The organism is Sphingomonas sp. S-NIH.Pt15_0812 (genome assembly GCF_003951315.1).
Taxonomy (GTDB): domain Bacteria; phylum Pseudomonadota; class Alphaproteobacteria; order Sphingomonadales; family Sphingomonadaceae; genus Sphingomonas.
In genome coordinates, this window is record NZ_QLJH01000006.1 from 79840 (window position 1) to 96663 (window position 16824).

General features: G+C 69.2%; 11 protein-coding genes and 1 tRNA gene. 1 reads left to right on the forward strand and 11 read right to left on the reverse strand.

Annotation, left to right across the window (positions count from 1 at the left end; translation table 11 throughout):
- Nucleotides 1-9 precede the first annotated feature (9 nt).
- From BRX43_RS05985 to BRX43_RS06020, 8 genes are all read right to left on the reverse strand, one after another.
- Nucleotides 10-1401 carry an efflux transporter outer membrane subunit gene (locus BRX43_RS05985; RefSeq protein WP_125993946.1) on the reverse strand — a complete coding sequence of 464 codons (1392 nt, stop codon included), beginning with the start codon at nt 1399-1401 and terminating at the stop codon, nt 10-12.
- Entirely contained in the window at nt 1401-2555 is a 1155-nt protein-coding gene (locus BRX43_RS05990) for an HlyD family secretion protein (RefSeq protein WP_125993947.1), read from the reverse strand. Before BRX43_RS05990 ends, BRX43_RS05985 begins: the two co-directional genes overlap by 1 nt.
- On the reverse strand, nt 2552-4231 hold the full coding sequence (locus tag BRX43_RS05995; protein ID WP_241214799.1) for an MFS transporter: 1680 nt from the start codon (nt 4229-4231) through the stop codon (nt 2552-2554). The genes BRX43_RS05990 and BRX43_RS05995 overlap by 4 nt, the downstream gene beginning before the upstream one ends.
- Nucleotides 4228-5028, reverse strand: a complete 801-nt coding sequence (locus tag BRX43_RS06000; RefSeq protein WP_125993948.1) for a DUF815 domain-containing protein — start codon at nt 5026-5028, stop codon at nt 4228-4230. The genes BRX43_RS05995 and BRX43_RS06000 overlap by 4 nt, the downstream gene beginning before the upstream one ends.
- 63 nt (nt 5029-5091) lie before the next feature.
- Entirely contained in the window at nt 5092-7125 is a 2034-nt protein-coding gene (locus BRX43_RS06005) for a S9 family peptidase (RefSeq protein ID WP_125993949.1), read from the reverse strand.
- A gap of 249 nt (nt 7126-7374) precedes the next feature.
- On the reverse strand, nt 7375-7965 hold the full coding sequence (locus BRX43_RS06010; RefSeq protein ID WP_346962850.1) for a DUF2497 domain-containing protein: 591 nt from the start codon (nt 7963-7965) through the stop codon (nt 7375-7377).
- Nucleotides 7962-9488, reverse strand: a complete 1527-nt coding sequence (locus BRX43_RS06015) for a TolC family outer membrane protein (RefSeq protein ID WP_206433122.1) — start codon at nt 9486-9488, stop codon at nt 7962-7964. Before BRX43_RS06015 ends, BRX43_RS06010 begins: the two co-directional genes overlap by 4 nt.
- Nucleotides 9489-9492: 4 nt before the next feature.
- Nucleotides 9493-10170, reverse strand: a complete 678-nt coding sequence (locus tag BRX43_RS06020; protein WP_241214800.1) for a protein-L-isoaspartate O-methyltransferase — start codon at nt 10168-10170, stop codon at nt 9493-9495.
- Between the two features lie 210 nt (nt 10171-10380).
- Between BRX43_RS06020 and BRX43_RS06025 the strand changes: the two genes are divergently transcribed.
- Nucleotides 10381-10454: transfer RNA gene (locus tag BRX43_RS06025), tRNA-Cys, on the forward strand.
- A gap of 56 nt (nt 10455-10510) precedes the next feature.
- On the opposite strand, the gene BRX43_RS06030 is transcribed toward BRX43_RS06025, so the two are convergent.
- The 3 genes from BRX43_RS06030 to BRX43_RS06040 all read right to left on the reverse strand — a co-directional run bounded on the left by BRX43_RS06030 (nt 10511) and on the right by BRX43_RS06040 (nt 16800).
- Nucleotides 10511-11617 carry an aldose epimerase family protein gene (locus BRX43_RS06030; protein ID WP_206433123.1) on the reverse strand — a complete coding sequence of 369 codons (1107 nt, stop codon included), beginning with the start codon at nt 11615-11617 and terminating at the stop codon, nt 10511-10513.
- Nucleotides 11618-11646: 29 nt separating this feature from the next.
- Entirely contained in the window at nt 11647-14739 is a 3093-nt protein-coding gene (locus tag BRX43_RS06035; RefSeq protein WP_346962851.1) for a TonB-dependent receptor, read from the reverse strand.
- A 171-nt stretch (nt 14740-14910) separates the two neighbouring features.
- On the reverse strand, nt 14911-16800 hold the full coding sequence (locus tag BRX43_RS06040; RefSeq protein ID WP_241214801.1) for a beta-N-acetylglucosaminidase domain-containing protein: 1890 nt from the start codon (nt 16798-16800) through the stop codon (nt 14911-14913).
- Nucleotides 16801-16824 lie beyond the last annotated feature (24 nt).

Sequence of the window (16824 nt, forward strand, 5' to 3'; positions counted from 1 at the left end):
CGTGCCCGGTCAGCGACGCGTGACCGCCGCCACGTCGGGCGGCGACCAGCCGCCGCCCATCGCCTGGTAGAGCGTGACATAGGCGTTGAGGCGATCGGCCCGCGCCTGGATCAGCGTGAGTTCGGCATTGAGCAGCCCGCGCTGCGAATCCAGCTGGTCGAGATAGCCTGAATAGCCCGCGCGGTAGCGGTTCGACGCATTGCGGAGCGCCGCCGCCAGGGCATCCCGCTGCGCCGCCAGGGCCTGCGCCTGCTCGCCCGAGCGGCGGACGCCGACCAGGCTGTCGTCCACCTCGCGGAACGCCACCAACGCCGCGCGGCGATAGGCATAGGCCGCCTGATCGCGCCGGGCGGTGGCGATGTCCGCCTGCGCACCCAAGCGCCCGCCATCGAAGATCGGCGACAGGATGCTCGCCCCGATCGAGAACACCCCGATCGGATTGGCCAATGCGGTCGACAGCGCCACGCCCGCCGATCCGGTCAGCGCCAGATTGGGCAGTATCGCCGCCCGCGCGCTGTCGAGCGTGCGGTCGGTGGCGACCAATGTCTGTTCGGCCTGGTACAGGTCCGGCCGGCGGCGGAGCAGGTCGGCGGGCAGGCCATCGGGAATGGTCGGCGCGCGCAACCGTTCCAGCGTCACGCCGCGCGGGATCGTGCCGGGGGATGTGCCGAGCAACAGGCTGAGCGCATTCTCCTGCCGCGCGACCGCCAGTTCGGCGGCGGGCACCAGTTGCTCGGTGGCGTGATATTCGCCCTCCGCCTGATGGAGTTCCAGGTTCGACGTATAGCCCGTCTCCGCCCGCCGCCGCGCGATGCGCAGCGCCTCTGCGCGCGACGCCAGGGTCTCGCGCGCCACCGCCAGCCGCCGGTCGAGCGCGCGGAGCGTGATATAGCCGGTGGCGACGCTGCTCGCGACCGACAGCCGCACCGCATCGCGCGCGCCGTCGCTGGCCAGCAGCTGCGCCTGCGCGGCGCGGCTCGCCTGGCGCAACCGGCCGAACAGGTCGAGATCATAGCTGATCTGCACCGCCGGCTGCGCGCCCAACGCATCGCTCGCGGTGCCGAACGGGCTGACGCTCTGCCCCGCCGTGCCGGGAGAGGCACCGCCGACCTGCGGCGTGCGCTGCGCCCGCGCCAGCCGGAACTGACCGCGCGCCTCCTCCACCCGCGCCACCGCGATGGCGAGGTCGACATTGTCGGCCAGCGCCCGCTCGACCAGTCCGGTCAGCACCGGGTCGCCGAAACCCTGCCACCAATCGGCCCGCACCGGCGCCCCCGGCCCCAGCGCGGTGCGCCAGCCGGGCGGCGGCGCGACCGTGGCGGCCGGTGGCGCCTCCGGGCGCGGCCCGATGCATCCCGCCAGCGATACGGTCGCGGCGACCCCGATGATCGTCCGCCGCATCACCGCAGGCGCGGTCCGGTGCTGGTGTCGACGCGCGCCTGCACCGACATGCCGGGCCGCAGCCGCTGCGCCAGCGCCTGGCCCGGATCGATCCGGATGCGCACCGCGATCCGCTGCGGCACCTTGGTGAAGTTGCCGGTGGCGTTGTCCGCCTTCAGCACCGCGAACTCGCTGCCCGCGGCCGGCGAGATGCGTTCGACCCGCCCGGTCAGCCGGGCATTGGCCAGCGCGTCAACGGTGAAGCTGGCCGGCTGGCCGACCAGCATCCGCGCGGTCTGCGCCTCCTTGAAATTGGCGATCACCCAGGTTTCGGGCGGCACCAGGAACATGAGCTGCGAGCCCGCCGTGACATATTGGCCGACCCGCACCCCGACCTCGGACAGCCGCCCCGCCTCCGGCGCACGGACCAATGTGTTGCTGAGGTCGATCTGCGCCAGCCGCCGTGCCGCCTCCGCGCCGGAGACGCCCGCCTGCTGGCCGCCGCGACCGACCTCGACCGTCCGCACGTCCTGCCGCGCGATCTCACGGGCGGCGCGCGCCTGCTTCACCCCGGCCTGGGCCTGGCGCAACGCCGCCAGCGTCTGGTCCTGTTCGCGCAACGACACCGAGCCGTCGCGGACCAGGTCGTCGACCCGGTTCATGTCCGCCTGCGCGCGCATCAGCTGCGCCTCGGCATTGGCGACGGCGGCATCCTGCGCGACCAGGCTGGCGGCGCGGCTGCGCTGTGCCTGGGCGCTGTTGGCGAGCGTCGCCGATTGCGCCGCGACCTGCGCATCGGCCTGCTCGACCCGCTGGCGATAGATGCGGTCATCGATCGTCACCAGCGGTTGCCCGGCGCGCACCGCCTCGAAATCGCGGACCAGCACCCGCGTGACATAGCCCGATACCTGCGGCGCGATCACAGTGGTCCGGCCGCGCACATAGGCATTGTCGGTCGATTCATAGGATGTGGCGAAGGGCGGCAGCCGCCACGCCGCCAGCACCGCCAGCACGCCCGCGATCGCCAGCAACAGCAGCACGATCGTCGCCGTGCCGCTGGGCCGCTGCGGTTTCCAGCCCGAACCGGCCGTGGGGGCGGCCGTCGGGGGTGCGGCCTCCGCCGCGCGTTCCTCGGTCACCGGCTCGGCGGCGACGGGGGTCCGAACATCCGTCATGCACCCTGCTCCATCGCCAGACGCGCCGCCTGCCTGGCCCGCCGCGTCCGGCGCAGCAGCAGGAACAGCAGGTACAGGAACGTCGCCGCCGCCATCACCGCGACGAGCCGGAACACATCGTCATAAGCGAGCACGTTCGCCTCGCGCGTCGCCGCCTGCGACAGCAGCGCGCCGCCCTCCGCACTGCGCAAACCGGGGTCGCCGACCACCTGGCCGACCGCCGCGCCGCCGGCCTGGAGGCGTTGCATCACCAGCGGGTTGGTCGGGTCGACCGCATCGACGATCGCGGCGCTGTTCGCCTTCTCCCGGACCACCTGATAGGTGCCGAGCAGGGCGTTGCCGGCCAGGCTGCCGACCGAGTTGATGATGCCGAACAAGGCGATGAAGCTGATGATGTGGCCGGCCCCTTCCTTCAATGCGCGCGTCATGCCGAACAACAACGCCGGCCCCAGGAAAAAGGTGGCGGAGAAGGCGATCAGCGCCTGTGTGACATAGAGTTCGGGCGCGCGCGTCAGGCTGGTCGACTGCGCGTCCATCCACGCCGCCACTGCGACGAGGCCCACCGCCAGCATGATCGGATGCGCCAGCCGCTCGACGTCGAGCGTCACCGCGCTCAGCACCACCCCGGCGACCGAGGCGAGGAAGATGATCGTGAAGAATGGCCCCAGCTGATCGTTGTTCTGTCCCAGGGTGGTCAACAATCCGACCGCCGCGAAGCTCTGCTCCGCCAGCACGATCCGCGCCATCAGCGTGACGATCGCGAAGCGGACGATGTCGGCGCTCGCCAGCCAGCGCGTGTTGAGCAGGGGATTGACCCGGTGATGCTCGATCCACAGCGCCGCCGCCAGCAGGGGGATCGCGCCGATCAGCGACCAGCCGATCCACGCAGCATTGGTCCACCAGACGATCCGGCCCAGCCCCAACACCGCCGAGAACAACGCCATCGCCCCCGCATAAAGGGTGAAGGTGACGAAATCGAGCGGCTCGAACGCACGTTGCCGCGTGGTCGGCGGCAGGCGCAGCGCGGCGACCGCCGCCAGCGACAGCAGCGCGAGGCCGAGCTCGAACAGGTACAGCGTCCGCCACTGCGACATGGCGAGCAGCTCGGGCGAAAAGAGCCGGGCGAGCGGCGTCGCGCATTGCGGCACGCCGATGCCGATCACCACCGCCTTCAACCGCCATTTCGCCGGCAGCGCCTGCATCATGTAATAGAGGCCCAGGCTCGACAGCGCCGCCGCCGCCATGCCGCTCGACGCCCGCACCACGATCGCCGACCAGAAGTCGTGGACGAACAGATGCGCCAGCGTCAGCGCGACATAGAGGCCGACGAACAGCAGCGCGAACGGCCGCAGCCCGAATTGCTGGCGGAACTTGATGAGCAGCAGGTTGATGCTGACATTGCTCATCACATAGACGGTCGGCAGCCAGGCGATCTCCGCCGGATCCAGCCCCAGCGCGCCCTGCAACGTATAGGTGTTGGCGGAGACCAGCGCATTGCCGAGCCCGGCGGTCAACCCGACCAGGATCGAGATCGCGCCATAGGCGATGCGCCGGCCGGTCGGATGGTCGGGCGAGCCGGGCGAACCGGGCATGGCCGGCCGCTCGTGCGGCGCGAAGGTCCAGTCCTCCTCGGTCAGGAAGCGGCGCGCACGCCCGAACAGGGCGGCGGCGGTCACAGCGCCACGCCCTCGCGCCCCGCCAGGTCGACGATATAGTGCCAGGCCACCCGGCCAGACCGGCTGCCGCGCTGCGTCGCCCAGCGAACCGCCAGGTCGGGGTCGTAAGACAGGCCATATGCCCCGGCATAGCCGGCGACGATCGCCAGATACTGGTCCTGGTCGATGGCATGGAAGCCCAGGCTGAGGCCGAACCGGTCGGCAAGCGCCAGATGATCGTCGATCGAGTCGCGCGGATTGATCGCGCTTTCCTGCTCGGCGATGTCGCGGGCGGCGATATGGCGGCGATTGGCGGTGACCAGCAGGCGGACATTCGCCGGCCGCGCCTCCGCCCCGCCCTCCAGCATCGAACGCAGCAGCCGCGCCTCGCCCGGATCGTCGACGCCGAGGTCATCGACGAACAACGCGAAGGCGCGCGGCACCGGGGCGAGCACCGCGAACAAGGCAGGCAGTTGATGGAGCGTCGCCACCTCGACCAGCGCCAGGTCGCCGCCCGCCGCCTGGACCGCGCCCACCGCGCTCTTCACCAGCGCCGACTTGCCGGTGCCGCGCGCGCCCCAGAGCAGCACGTCCTGCGCCGCGCGACCGCCGGCGAGCCGTTCCAGATTGTCGACCAGCGCCGCCTTCTGCCGCTCGATGCCGAGCAGGCGGTCGAGCGGCTGCGGCGCGAAGGCCCGGGTCGCCGCCAGCACGCCGTCCCGCCAGACATAGGCGGGATGCGCCCGCGCATCCGCCGCGGGCGGCGGCGGCGGCGACAGGCGTTCAAGGGCAGCGGCGATCCGTTCGAATGCATCCATCAGGATCGCCTAATGAAAAGATCGCGCGCTGACAGCCCCTGAATATGTCGCTGACCGAAAGCCTTACTTGGTCCAGCGATCCATCCAGCCCAATACCTCGCCATACCATTGGCGCGAGTTGCGCGGCTTCAAGACCCAGTGGTTCTCGTTGGGGAAGACGACCAGCCGCGACGGGATGTCGCGCCGCTGCAGCGCGGTGAACGCCGCCAGCCCTTGCGTATAGGGGATGCGGAAGTCCTTTTCGCCGGTGATGACCAGCATCGGCGTCTTCCAGTTCTGGACGAAGTTGACCGGGTTCCACTTCTCGAACGCGGCGGGGTCCTCATAATAGGTCTTGCCGCCATGTTCCCACTCGTCGAACCACAACTCCTCGGTCTCATAGGCCATGGCGCGGGCGTCGAACACGCCGTCATGCTGGACGATGCACTTGAACCGGTCGGGCCACTTCCCCTCGATCCAGTTCATCATATAGCCGCCATAGGAGGCGCCCAGCGCGCAGGCGCGGTTGCTGTCGAGCCAATCGAACTTGGCGGTCGCCGCCGCCAGTCCCTTTTGCAGGTCCTCCAGCGGCCAGCCGCCCCAATTGCTGCTGATCGAGTCGGTGAAGCGCTGGCCGTATCCGGTCGAGCCGTGGAAATCGACCGCCACCGTCGCATAGCCGCCGCCGGCGAACACCGCCGGGTTCCAGCGATAGGACCAGCTATTGTTGCTCGACCCCTGCGGCCCGCCATGCACCATGAAGGCGATCGGCGCGGGCGTCGTCATCCCGGCCGGCTTCACCGCATAGCCCCAGACCGTATCGCCGTTCGCGCCGGTGAAGTTGAAGCGTGACACGGTCGGCATGTCGATGCCGGCCAGCTTCTGCGCGTTGACGCTGGTCAAGCGCGTCGGCGTGCCGCCCCTGCCCGACACCATGAAGTAATCGTCGGGCGCGACCAGGCTGTTCATCGCCACGACCGCGCCCTTGGGCACCACCGCGACCGCCGAGACATGGCCCTGCCCGGTCAGGCGCGTCACCTTGCCGCTGGTCGCATCGACCCGGAACAGCGGCGTCTCCTGCGTGTCGTCGGCGGTGACGTAGAGCGACTTGCCGTCCGGCGCCCAGGCGATCGAACCGACCGAACGGTCCCAGTCCTGGGTCAGGGCACGGACCCGACCACTGGCCAGGTCGCGGACCATCAGCACCTGTCGATCGGCTTCGAAGCCGGGACGCGTCATCGCGAAATAGGCGAGCGTGCGGCCATCGGGGGAGACGGTCGGCAGATTGTCCGTCGCCTGATTGCCCCGGGTCAAGTCGACCGGCGCGGACGATCCGTCGGCCGGCGCGGCGAAGATGTCGAGATTGGTCGAGGTCGCCTCGATCCGTCCGGCCTCGCGCAACGCGAAATAGACGGTGCGGCTGTCGGGGCTCCATGCCACTTCCTCCCCGCCGCCGAACGGCTTGGACGGCGTATCGCCGACCAGCGTGCCGGTGATCGGAACGCCATCGCCGGTCGCGCCATCCGGGGTCAGCGGCAGGACGAAGAGCTGCGAGCGATTGCCATCCGCCCATGTGTCCCAGTGGCGCACGAAGAGCTGGTCATAGGTGCGGCCGGAGCCGGCATCCTCCGCCTTCTTCTCCATGGCAGGCGCCAGGCTCGGCGCACCGGGCTTGCGATCCGCCCAGACCAGCAGCTTGCTGGCATCCGGCGACACCTTGAAGCCGTTGAACCCGCCCGCGAACCGGGTCACTTGCCGGGCGGGGCCGCCGGTGATCGGCATCGCCCAGACCGCGCCGTCGCCGCCGCCCTTGTCGGAGGTGAAATAGACGGTGTCGCCGACGATCTGCGGGTCGTTCTCGTTGACGTTGGGCTCCGCCGCCAGCTTCTCCGGCTGCGCGCCGCGCTTGCTCAGGTCCAGCCGCCACAGATCGTAGCGGCCCTTGTCGGCCGCGACATCGGTCTCGCGCTGTGCCCAGACCAGCCAATGCCCGTCCTTCGACGCGGTCGGTGCGCCGACGCGGCTCAGCGTGGTCAGGTCCTGGATGGTGAACTGCCGGGCGGCGGCCGGCGCGGCGACGGATGCGAGCGCGACGCCCGCGAACAGGAAAGTCTTCATGCAGATCAGGGTAGAGCAGATGCGCGGCGGCGCTTCAACTGCCCGACTCACCGATGGTGCCGCGTATCGGAACCCGATGCTGGACGCTCGAATCGATGCGCCATCGCGAGCGCGGAGAACCATCCAGACTCCGGCGCGCCGGCTCTGGATGGTTCGCTACGCTCGCGGTGACGATGCCGGACCATGGGGACGCAATGCGGTCCCGTCACCGTCTATTGCCCGACCGACCATAAGGGCCGGTGTCCGGCCTTATCGCAGGCCGCCGGTGATCCGCTTGATCTCGCTCTGGACCATCGCCTCGACCATGCCCGGCAGGTTCGCATCCAGCCATTCGCGCAGGACCGGCCGTAGCATCTCGCGGACCAGCCCTTCGAGCGTGCCGTCGCTGCCGGGTTCCGGCTTCACCATCAGGCGGGCGAGCTGGTCGAGCGCGCCGCGGCTGGCGGCCACGGTCTGGCTGGACACGATCGCTTCGGGCACGGCGGCGGGGGCCGGCGGCGGCGTGACGGGCTGGCTCACCGGCTTCGACTCCGCACGGACCGGCTCGGGCGCGACGGCGACCGGCTCGGGGCGACGCTCCGGCTGGACGGCCGGCTGCGGCTCGGGCTGAGGCTCCAGCTGCGGCGCGACGGCCTCGACCGGTTCGGAGAGTTCGAGCACTTCATCCTCATCCTCTTCTTCCTCGACCGGCGCCTGGACGACGCGGCCCATGCGACGACCCCGCGTCGGGCCGCTTTCCTCTTCGGCGATGATCCGCTTGATCGAGGAGAGGATCTCTTCCATCGACGGCTCGGCGCTCATGTCCCCCATCACCGCAATTCCCTGTTCGGCCGCCGTCATTGGCGGCTCGGTGCCGACGCACCTGTGGTCAGAGCGGGGCTCCTGTCAACGCCAGACTCCAGCACCGGATCCAGCGGCCGCCGGACCGTGGCGTCCTGCGCCGGCGTCTGCGCGGTGCTGGTCGCCACCGGACCGGGCTCGCCATCGCCGCCGAAATCGTTGAAGCGATTGCGGACCCGCTTGAAGTTCAGCGTCGGATCGTAGAGCGATGCCCCCTCCAGATTAAGGTCGCGCGCCTCCGCATCGCCCATCGCCGCGAGCAGCGCGAACCCGGCGACATAGGCGTCGCGCCGCGCCGTCACCAGCGTCACCTGGCTGTTGAGCAGTTCCTGCTCGGCATTGAGGATATCGAGGATCGTGCGCGTGCCGACGCTATTCTCGGCGCGGACGCCCTCCAGGCTCAACTTGTTGGCGCTGACCGCCGTTTCGGCCGAGGCGATCACCTGTTGCGAGGAGCGATAGATGGCGAAGGCGGACCGGGTCTGCGCGATCACCTGCCGTTCGGCGGCGGTGACGTTCTCGATCGCCTGGCTGCGCAGCGCCTCGGCCTGGCGGACCTGCGCGGCGGGACGCCCGCCCTGGAACAGCGGCACGGTCAGCGCCAGACCGACATTGGCGGACTGGCCCGACTGGCCCGGCTTGATATTGGTGCCCGCGCCGAGCGCGCCCAGATAGTTGAAGTAGTTGCCGCCGACCACGACGTTCAGCCGCGGCAGCCGGCTGGCCCGGGCGACGTCGATGTCGAACCGCGTCGCGTCGCGCTGCTTGCCGGCGGCCAGCAAGGTCGGATTTTCCCGAAGCGCCTCGGCCACCGCATCGGCGGGCGATTTGGGAAGGTTCGGCAGCGGCGGCGGCGGCTGGAGGTCGGTCGGCGCGTCGCCCACGAAGCGGATATAATTCTCGCGGCTGGAGATGAGCTGCGCCTCCGCCGACTGGAGCTGCGCGCGCGCCTGCGCCAGCCGCGCCTCGGACTGCGCCACGTCGGTCCGGGTCAGGTCGCCGACCTGGAACCGGTCGCGGCTGGCGTTCAGATTGACCTCCAGCACGCGGACATTCTGGCCGTTCAGCCCGACGATCGCCTCGTCGCGGATCACGTCCATATAGGCGCCGACGACGCTGGTGAACAATTGCGCCTCGGTGCCGCGAAGCTGCGCCTGCCCCGCCTCGACCCGCGTCTCCGCCCCACGCACCGCGTTGCGCACCGCGCCGCCCTGGAAGATCGGCACGGAGAGCTGCGTCGTGCCCTGCGCCAGCCGCGCCGGATTGCTCAGAGTGTTGCTGCTCGATGCATTGGGGACCAGCACATTCTCGGTATAGCCGCCCGTCGCGGAGACGCTGGGCAGGCCGTTCGCGCGCGCCAGCGGCACATTCTCGTCCACCGCGCGCAGGTTGGCGCGCTGTCCCGTGATCGTCGGGTTGGTCTGATAGGCCTTGAGCAGCGCATCGCGCAGCGTTTCCGCCGACACGGGCGCAGCCAGGGCCAGGCCGGCGAACGCAGCGCCGGCGACGCGGGACGGGCGCATGGGATCAGAACCGGAAGGCGGTGGGCTTGGCGAAGCCGGGCAGCACCACGCATTCGGCATCGACGAACGGCATGACGCCCACGCCGCCCTCGGTCCGGCGACCGCTGGTCAGGCGGGTGACGTTCTTGTCGACGATGCCGGCGGCGATGCGGCCCTCGACCCGCAGCTGCGCGACGAGCGCGGCGGGCAGTTCCTCGACCGAACCGTCGACCAGCAGCACGTCATAGGGCGCACCGGCCGCATGACCCTCGGCCATCGGCCCTTCGATCCAGGTGATGCCGGCCGCGCCGGGCAAGGCGGCGCGCGCGGTGGCGAGCAGTTCCGCGTCGCTCTCGACCGCCGTCACCGTCGCGCCCAGTTCGACCAGCACCGCCGCCGTATAGCCGGTGGCCGCGCCGATCAGCAGCACGCGGTCCTGGGGCAGGATCGCCGCCTCGGTCAGCAGCCGGCCGGTCGCCATCGGATTGTTGAGATACCGCCCGCGCCCCAGCGGGATCGGCGTGTCGCGATAGGCGAGCGTGCGGGCCTCGGCCGGCACGAAGTCCTCGCGCGCCACGCTGGCCATCGCCGCCACCACCCGAATATCGTCCACGCCCGTCGTGCGGAGCTGGCTCGCCACCATCGCATGACGCATCGCCGCCGTATCGGTCATCCCCGTGCCCACCCCAATTTCGCTACCCATGATCATCCCTTCGCACAGGTGTCGTACCCATGCAATACACTTGTTGCGCTCGCTTTCTACCGCGCGCCGCTTTCGCCGCCAAGCGTTGAGAGGGGCGCGGCTTTTCAGGGGAACCCGGCCCGCTCGACGCGATCGACGCATGGAAAAATCGCGCATCGCCGGTTGACGCGGGCGAAAAACATGCCCATTGCCCCGCCTCCACCGCATCGAGGCGCGATGGCGGAGTGGTGACGCAGAGGACTGCAAATCCTTGCACCCGGGTTCGATTCCCGGTCGCGCCTCCAGATCATGCGAGAGCGGAACATGGCGTCGGGGACGCATGGTCCGCCGCATGGATCTCCTATCGCAATCGGGAACATCGCGGCATGGCAGCCCCATCCGTCCCGAACCGCCAGATCGTCGTCTGGCGATAGACCTGGCCCGGCCGCAGGATGGTGGTCGGAAAGCGCGGCTGGTTCGGCGAGTCGGAGACATGCTGCGACTCCAGCGCGATCCCGTCGCCCGGCTGATAGACATGGCCGCCCGGCCCGGCATCCTGCCCATCGATATAGCCGCCGGTATAGACCTGCATCGACGGTTCGGTCGTCTCGATCGTCAGCGTCCGCCCGGATACCGGATCGACCAGCCGTGCGACCTTCGCCAACCGCCCCGCCGGCTTGTCGAACAGCCATGCGTGGTTATAGCCGCGCGCCGTCACCGGCGGCCTGGGGTCGGCCAGCCCCTCACCGATCCGGCGCGGGCAGCGGAAGTCGAGCGCCGTCCCTGCCACCGGGGCCAGCGCACCGGTGGGGATGCCGCCCGGATCGGTGACGATGGCGCGCGCGGCGGCGAGTTGCAGCCACTGACCGTAGACGGAGCCGCTCGCCTCCCCCGCCATGTTGAAATAGCTGTGGTTGGTGAGGTTGATCGCGGTCGCCGCGGTGGTGCGCGCGCGATAGTCGATATGCAACGCATTGTCGGCCGCCAGCCGATAGGTGACCGAGACGGTCAGCCGGCCAGGGAAGTTCTGGAATCCATCGGGACTGACCAGGGTGAAGGTCGCGGCACGGCCGTCACTGGTTCGCGACACCCGCCAGTCGACCGTGTCGAAGCCTTCGCGGCCGCCGCCGTGCAGCGCGTTGCGGCCGTCATTCGCGACCAGTGCCACCGTCTTCCCATCGATGGCAAAGCGCGCGTTCGCGACTCGCCCGGCATAGCGCCCGATGGTCGCGCCGAACCCGTTCTTCTTCACCTTGGTGCGATAATCGGTGGCTTGGGGATAGCCGAGGACGACATTGGCCATCCGGCCCTGCCGGTCGGGTGCCTCGATCGCCATGACGATCGCCCCCTGCCGCACCAGTCGGACGGTCATGCCGTTCGCGTTGCGGAGCGTGATGACGCCATCGCCGGGTGGCGCCGCTTGCGCCGCGCCGGAAACGGCGGCGGCCAGGATCAGGAGGTTGTTCACCGCCCGATCCTAGCGCGGTTTGCCGAGGATCAGAAGTTGATCGTCGTGCCGATCGCGATGTTGCGACCCAGCGAGTCGTAGCGCTGGGGAATGGTGTTGCTGCGTGCCAGGCTGATATTGTACGAATCCGGCACGATCGGCGGGGTCTTGTCGAACAGGTTGTTCGCGATCAGGCGCAGCGAGAACTGCTTGGCGATGGCGAAGTTGAGCGCCAGGTCGAAATAGCTGGTCGGCGCGATGCGATAGAAGCTGGTCCGCACCCGATCCGGCGTGCCGCCGATCGCCGCGTCGCCCGAATTGTCGGCATTGGTCAGGGAGCCGATATAGCGCCAGTTGAACGACGCGCTGAACCCCTTGTCCGCGGTCGTGTAGGTCGTGCGCAGACCATGGCTCCACTTCGGGATCAACTGGCCGCAGCCATTGCCGTAATAGCCCGCGCAGTTGCGCTGCGGCTGCACCGGCGAGTCCTGGCCGCCGATGAAGTCGGTGATCGAGCCGTTGAAGCCCAGGTCGATACGGCCCGCCGCCGCCAGGTCGAGCGCATATTGCGCCTGGAAGTCCCAGCCGCGCGCGATCGAGGTGTAGTAGTTGGTCGTGCCCTGGCGGATGAAGCCGGTCGTCGGGTTGGCGCTCGCGTTGGAATAGAGCGTGCCCGTGCCCGGATTGCGGACCAGGCCCTGGCAGAAGAACTGGTCGCCGTTCGAACGGAGGCAGCCATCGGTATAATAGCTGAAGTCGTTATAGCCGAGCGAGTTGTCGATCTTGATCCGGTAGCGGTCGACCGAGAAGATCAGGCCGCGCACGAAGCGGGGCTTCACCACCAGGCCATAGGTCTGGGTATAGGCCGTCTCCGGATCGGCGACGAAGCCGCCCGACCGGACGGTGCAACCGGTCGCCCCGGTGGTGCCGTCGCCCGGACAGATCAGCGACGGGCTGCCATAGAGCGAGTCCGCCAGTCCCGTGGCGCGGCACACGTCACGCGACGCGATCGGCGTGCCATAGGTCACGCCGCCATTGGGGTTGGTGGTGACGGTGGGAGCGCAGAAATCGTTGAACGTGCCGCTGCCGCCGCGCGCGAATTCGATGTTGGTGGCCTGGCGGATCTCGATCACGGTCGGCGCGCGCTGCGCCTTGTTGAACGAGGCGCGGAAGGTCAGGTCGGGGATCGGCGCGTAGATGCCCTCCGCCTTCCAGGTGTTGAACGACTTCGGATTGCTGCTGTACTTCGACACGCGATAGCCGCCATTGGCCTGGAGCAGGTCGACGAACGGCTTGTGCTCGACCAGCGGCACCTGCACCTCGACGTTCGCTTCCCAGACATCCTGGCTCAGATCGATGTCGCTGCCGCCCAGCGCCGCGCGATACGCGCTGTCCGCGAAGGACTGGAGCGTGTCCTTGCGATATTCGGTGCCCAGCGCGATCGCCACGCCCTGCTCGGCGAACGGCGAGGTGATGCCGTACTTGCCCAAGTCGCCGCTGACGTTCGCCAGCACGTCATAGAGCGTGCCGCGCGTCGCCGAGGTGCCGGAGCCGAACAGATAGTTGATGAGCGCCGGGTCGGTGTTGCCGGCGCTGAACGCGTCGAAGGGGACGCAGGCCGGATCGCTCGTGGTCGCGCAGGTGGGCGCGGCGCGGGTGCCGCCGACATTGATCGCGTTCTGCAACCGGCCGGGGATGCCGAAGCTCGGCGTATAATCCTGGCGGTTGCGCGCATAGACACCGCCGACATCATAGGTCCAGGCGTCACCCACCTTGCCCCGCACGCCGCCGGTCAGGCGGACGCCGGTGTTGAGATAGCGATCCGGCCGGTCCGAATTCTCGCCCAGGCGATAGCGCAGGTCGATCGGCGCCAGCGCCGCCGTGCCCGCCGCCGCGCCGCAGATCGCGGTCGCCTGGCTCGCCGACAGGAAGGGGTTGTTGCAGTTGACCTGCACCGACCCGCCCGCGATCGTCGGATAATTGTTGTACGACTTGTCGCGGAACCAGATGCCCGAGCCATAGATCTCGGCTTCGGGCGCCAGCTTCAGCGTGACGAAGCCGCCGGCATTCACCCGCTCCGATGGCCGCTGATAGGCATAGCCGCTGAAATAGTTGGACGCATTGCCCGCCCCCGCGCCGAACGGCACGAAGTTGCGCGACCCGTCCGGGTTGTTGACATATTGCGCGCCCTGATTGGCCCCGCTCTGCGGCGTGATCAGGCCGCTGGTCGAGCTGCTCGGCGTCAGGCCGCAGGACAGCGGCCCGTTGCGCTGCAACTGGGTCAGGTAGCAGCCCGAATTGGAGCGGTCGGTCAGGCCGACTTCCTCGGTCTTGCGATAGTTGACGAAGCCGTTGACGCTGAGCGCGCCGTCGAACAGCTTCTTGCCGGCGGTCAGCGTGATGTCGGCGCGGCCACCGTCATTGGTCAGGCCGGTCTGGCTACCGAAGCCGGCGGCGCGCGCCAGCGGCGACACGATCGTGTCCTTGTTGTTGTGATTGTAGAAATTGTAATTGGCGTCGAGCTGAAGCCCTTCGAAATCCTTGCGGAGGACGAAGTTGACGACGCCCGCGATCGCGTCCGAGCCATACACGGACGATGCGCCGCCGGTCAGCACGTCGACCCGCTCTAGGAGCGAGGTCGGGATGATGCCCACGTCCTGGCCGTTCTGCGTGCCCAGCCGCTTGCCGTCGATCAGCACCAGCGTGCGCTCGAACCCCAGGCTGCGCAGCTTGATGCGCTGGCGACCGTCGGAGTCATTATAGGTCTGCTGGTTGTCAGGGGCGATCTGCGGCAGGCGGTTCAGCACGTCCTCGACATTGACCGCCGCCTGCGCCTGGATGTCCTGACGCGTCACCGAGGTGATCGGCGCGGCGGAAGTGACGTTGGGGCGGTTGATGCGCGTGCCCGTCACGACGATGTCGCCGCCGGGGCTGGCGGCCGGCTGGCCCGTGATCGCGGCGGACCGCTGCTCGGAGGCGACATCGGCCTGCGCGGCGGGATCGGCGGTGACGGACGGATCGGCCTGGACCGGTGCGGCAGCGGCGGAATCCTGCGTCGCGGGAACCTCCTGCGCGACGGCCGGAACGGCAAGGACGCCCAGCGCGCCGAGCAGTGCAATCCGCGATACCGAGTGAACGAGCATCATGTTCCCCTCTAGACCCGGCATGTCGATCCGCCGGTCAACCAATAGGACCAATATGTCCTAATAGCTGACCGGGTTAATACCTAAGCTTTAGCGGTGCAACGGTTTTTGTTTCAGGTCTATGAAATACCTCTTTCATACCAACTGGCATGAGGGGATGGTGCCCGACGGTCAGTTCGCTTGGGCGATCAGCCCCGGCGCGTCCGCGACGAAGCGGTCGAGCACCCCGTCGGCGATCTTGATCGGGCCGTCGAATCGAGTCGCACCGGGGATCGACTGGACGGCCGCCGCTTCCGCCGCCAGCCGCTTGGCCTCGGCGAAATAGCGGGGTGCGGCGTCCTGGCCCTGCTCGGCCGCGGACAGTCCGGCTGCACTCAGCCGCAACGCCCGGCCCCAGAGCCGCATCGCGTCAAGCCAAGGCGCGGATTGCGCCGCGAAGGCGGGATCGGCGACCCCGGACCGGATGATGTCGGGCGCGTCCGCGAGTTCGTCCGCCGTGGTCGTCAGGCTGGCGAGCGCGGCCCCGCGCTCCGCCGCATCGCCGCGGGCCAGGGCGTCGCGCACCGCATCCAGTTCCGCCTTCAGCCGGGGAGCCTGTGGCTGCCACGGCTGGGTGCCGAAGGTCGGGGCCATATGCTGCGTGTCGAAGAAGCGAAGCAGGGCCTGCGTGGCCCGGTCGTCGTCACCCGCCAGTGCGCGAGCGGCCGCCAGCCAGGTGCGATCCGGATCATAGCCGCGATCGTTCCAGGCAAAGGCGGCGACGCCCGTCACCGCGACCCGACTGGGGGCTTCCTGGTTCATCGGATTGGACAGGATGCCGCTCAACTCGCCCGACAGCCCCGCCTCGCGCCGGGCATAGGGAGCGAGCAGCAGCCGGCCGGTGGTCTGGGCATAGTCGTTGACGGGATAATTGTCCCACAACAGCGTCTTGCGTCCGAATGCCTTGGCCGCCGCCTTGGCATCGGGGATGGAGATGGCGGGCGGCACGACATCGGTGCCCGTCCATTGCACGACGATGCGCGGGTTGAGATCGGACCGCAACGCCGCCTTGTAGGGCGTTTCCTTGGCGTCGTAATATTCGGTCGGCACCATGATGAGCGGTCGTGCCGACGGATCGCGCGCCAGCAGGCTGGCCTGCACCGCATTGAGGAAGCGCGACTGCGCCACGCCCGCCGCCTGGGCGCCCGGGGGACCGAATGCCGCCTTGTCCGCATCGCAATTCCACTTGGTATATTCGATGTCGTCGAGCGCGACATAGAAGCTGTGGACGCCGATCCCGCGCAACGCGTCGAACTTGCGCTGCAACGCCTGCACATCGGCCGGGCTGGAGAAGCAGACGGTCGGTCCCGGCGAGATCGCATAGACGAAGTCGACATGGTCGCCCCGCGCACGCGCGGCCAGCGTGCCGAGCTCGGCTAGCGTGGCGGCGGGGTAAGGGTCCCGCCACCGCGCGCGTGCATAAGGATCGTCCTTCGGGCTGTAGACATAGGTGTTCGCCTTCATCGTGGCGAGGAAGTCGAGGTGCCTGATCCGGTCGTCATGCGTCCATGGCTTGCCATAGAAGCCCTCGATCGTCCCCCGGATCGGCATCGCCGGATGGTCGCGGATGGTCAGCGCCGGGATCGTGCCCGTCCGGGCCAGTTGGCGAAGGGTCTGGGCGGCATGGAACACCCCGTCCGCGTCATGCCCGGCCAGCGTGATCACCCCTGTCCCGCCGATCGCCTGGCTGGCGATCGCATAGCCCTCGGCATGACCGTCCGCCATGGCCTTGGCGCGGGCCAGCGCCTGGCGCACCACGGCACTGTTGTCGCGACCGAGCACGATCGTGGCGCGGTCGGGGATCGCAGGCAGGCGCTTCGTCTCGGCGATGGCGGTCACGCCCGACGCCGTCAGGATCTGGCGGACCAGCGCCACGGTGCCGGGCTCGGTGCCCGGCGCGACGATCAGGGTCACGGACCGCCCCAGTGCGACCGCGCCGTGCCCCAGGTCGAGCGCGGCGGGTTCCGGGAACAGCGTTGGTCGCGCGACCATGTCCGCACCGGCCGGGGCGGAGAGCGACACGACGCTCGCCATGGAAAGGCCCAA

Excerpts from the sequence above, each read along its gene's own strand:
- BRX43_RS05985 (WP_125993946.1), bottom strand. The coding sequence starts at position 1,401 with ATGCGGCGGACGATCATCGGGGTCGCCGCGACCGTATCGCTGGCGGGA.
- BRX43_RS05990 (WP_125993947.1), bottom strand. The coding sequence starts at position 2,555 with ATGACGGATGTTCGGACCCCCGTCGCCGCCGAGCCGGTGACCGAGGAA.
- BRX43_RS06000 (WP_125993948.1), bottom strand. The coding sequence starts at position 5,028 with ATGGATGCATTCGAACGGATCGCCGCTGCCCTTGAACGCCTGTCGCCG.
- BRX43_RS06005 (WP_125993949.1), bottom strand. The coding sequence starts at position 7,125 with ATGAAGACTTTCCTGTTCGCGGGCGTCGCGCTCGCATCCGTCGCCGCG.
- BRX43_RS06010 (WP_346962850.1), bottom strand. The coding sequence starts at position 7,965 with ATGACGGCGGCCGAACAGGGAATTGCGGTGATGGGGGACATGAGCGCC.
- BRX43_RS06015 (WP_206433122.1), bottom strand. The coding sequence starts at position 9,488 with ATGCGCCCGTCCCGCGTCGCCGGCGCTGCGTTCGCCGGCCTGGCCCTG.
- BRX43_RS06020 (WP_241214800.1), bottom strand. The coding sequence starts at position 10,170 with ATGGGTAGCGAAATTGGGGTGGGCACGGGGATGACCGATACGGCGGCG.
- BRX43_RS06035 (WP_346962851.1), bottom strand. The coding sequence starts at position 14,739 with ATGCTCGTTCACTCGGTATCGCGGATTGCACTGCTCGGCGCGCTGGGC.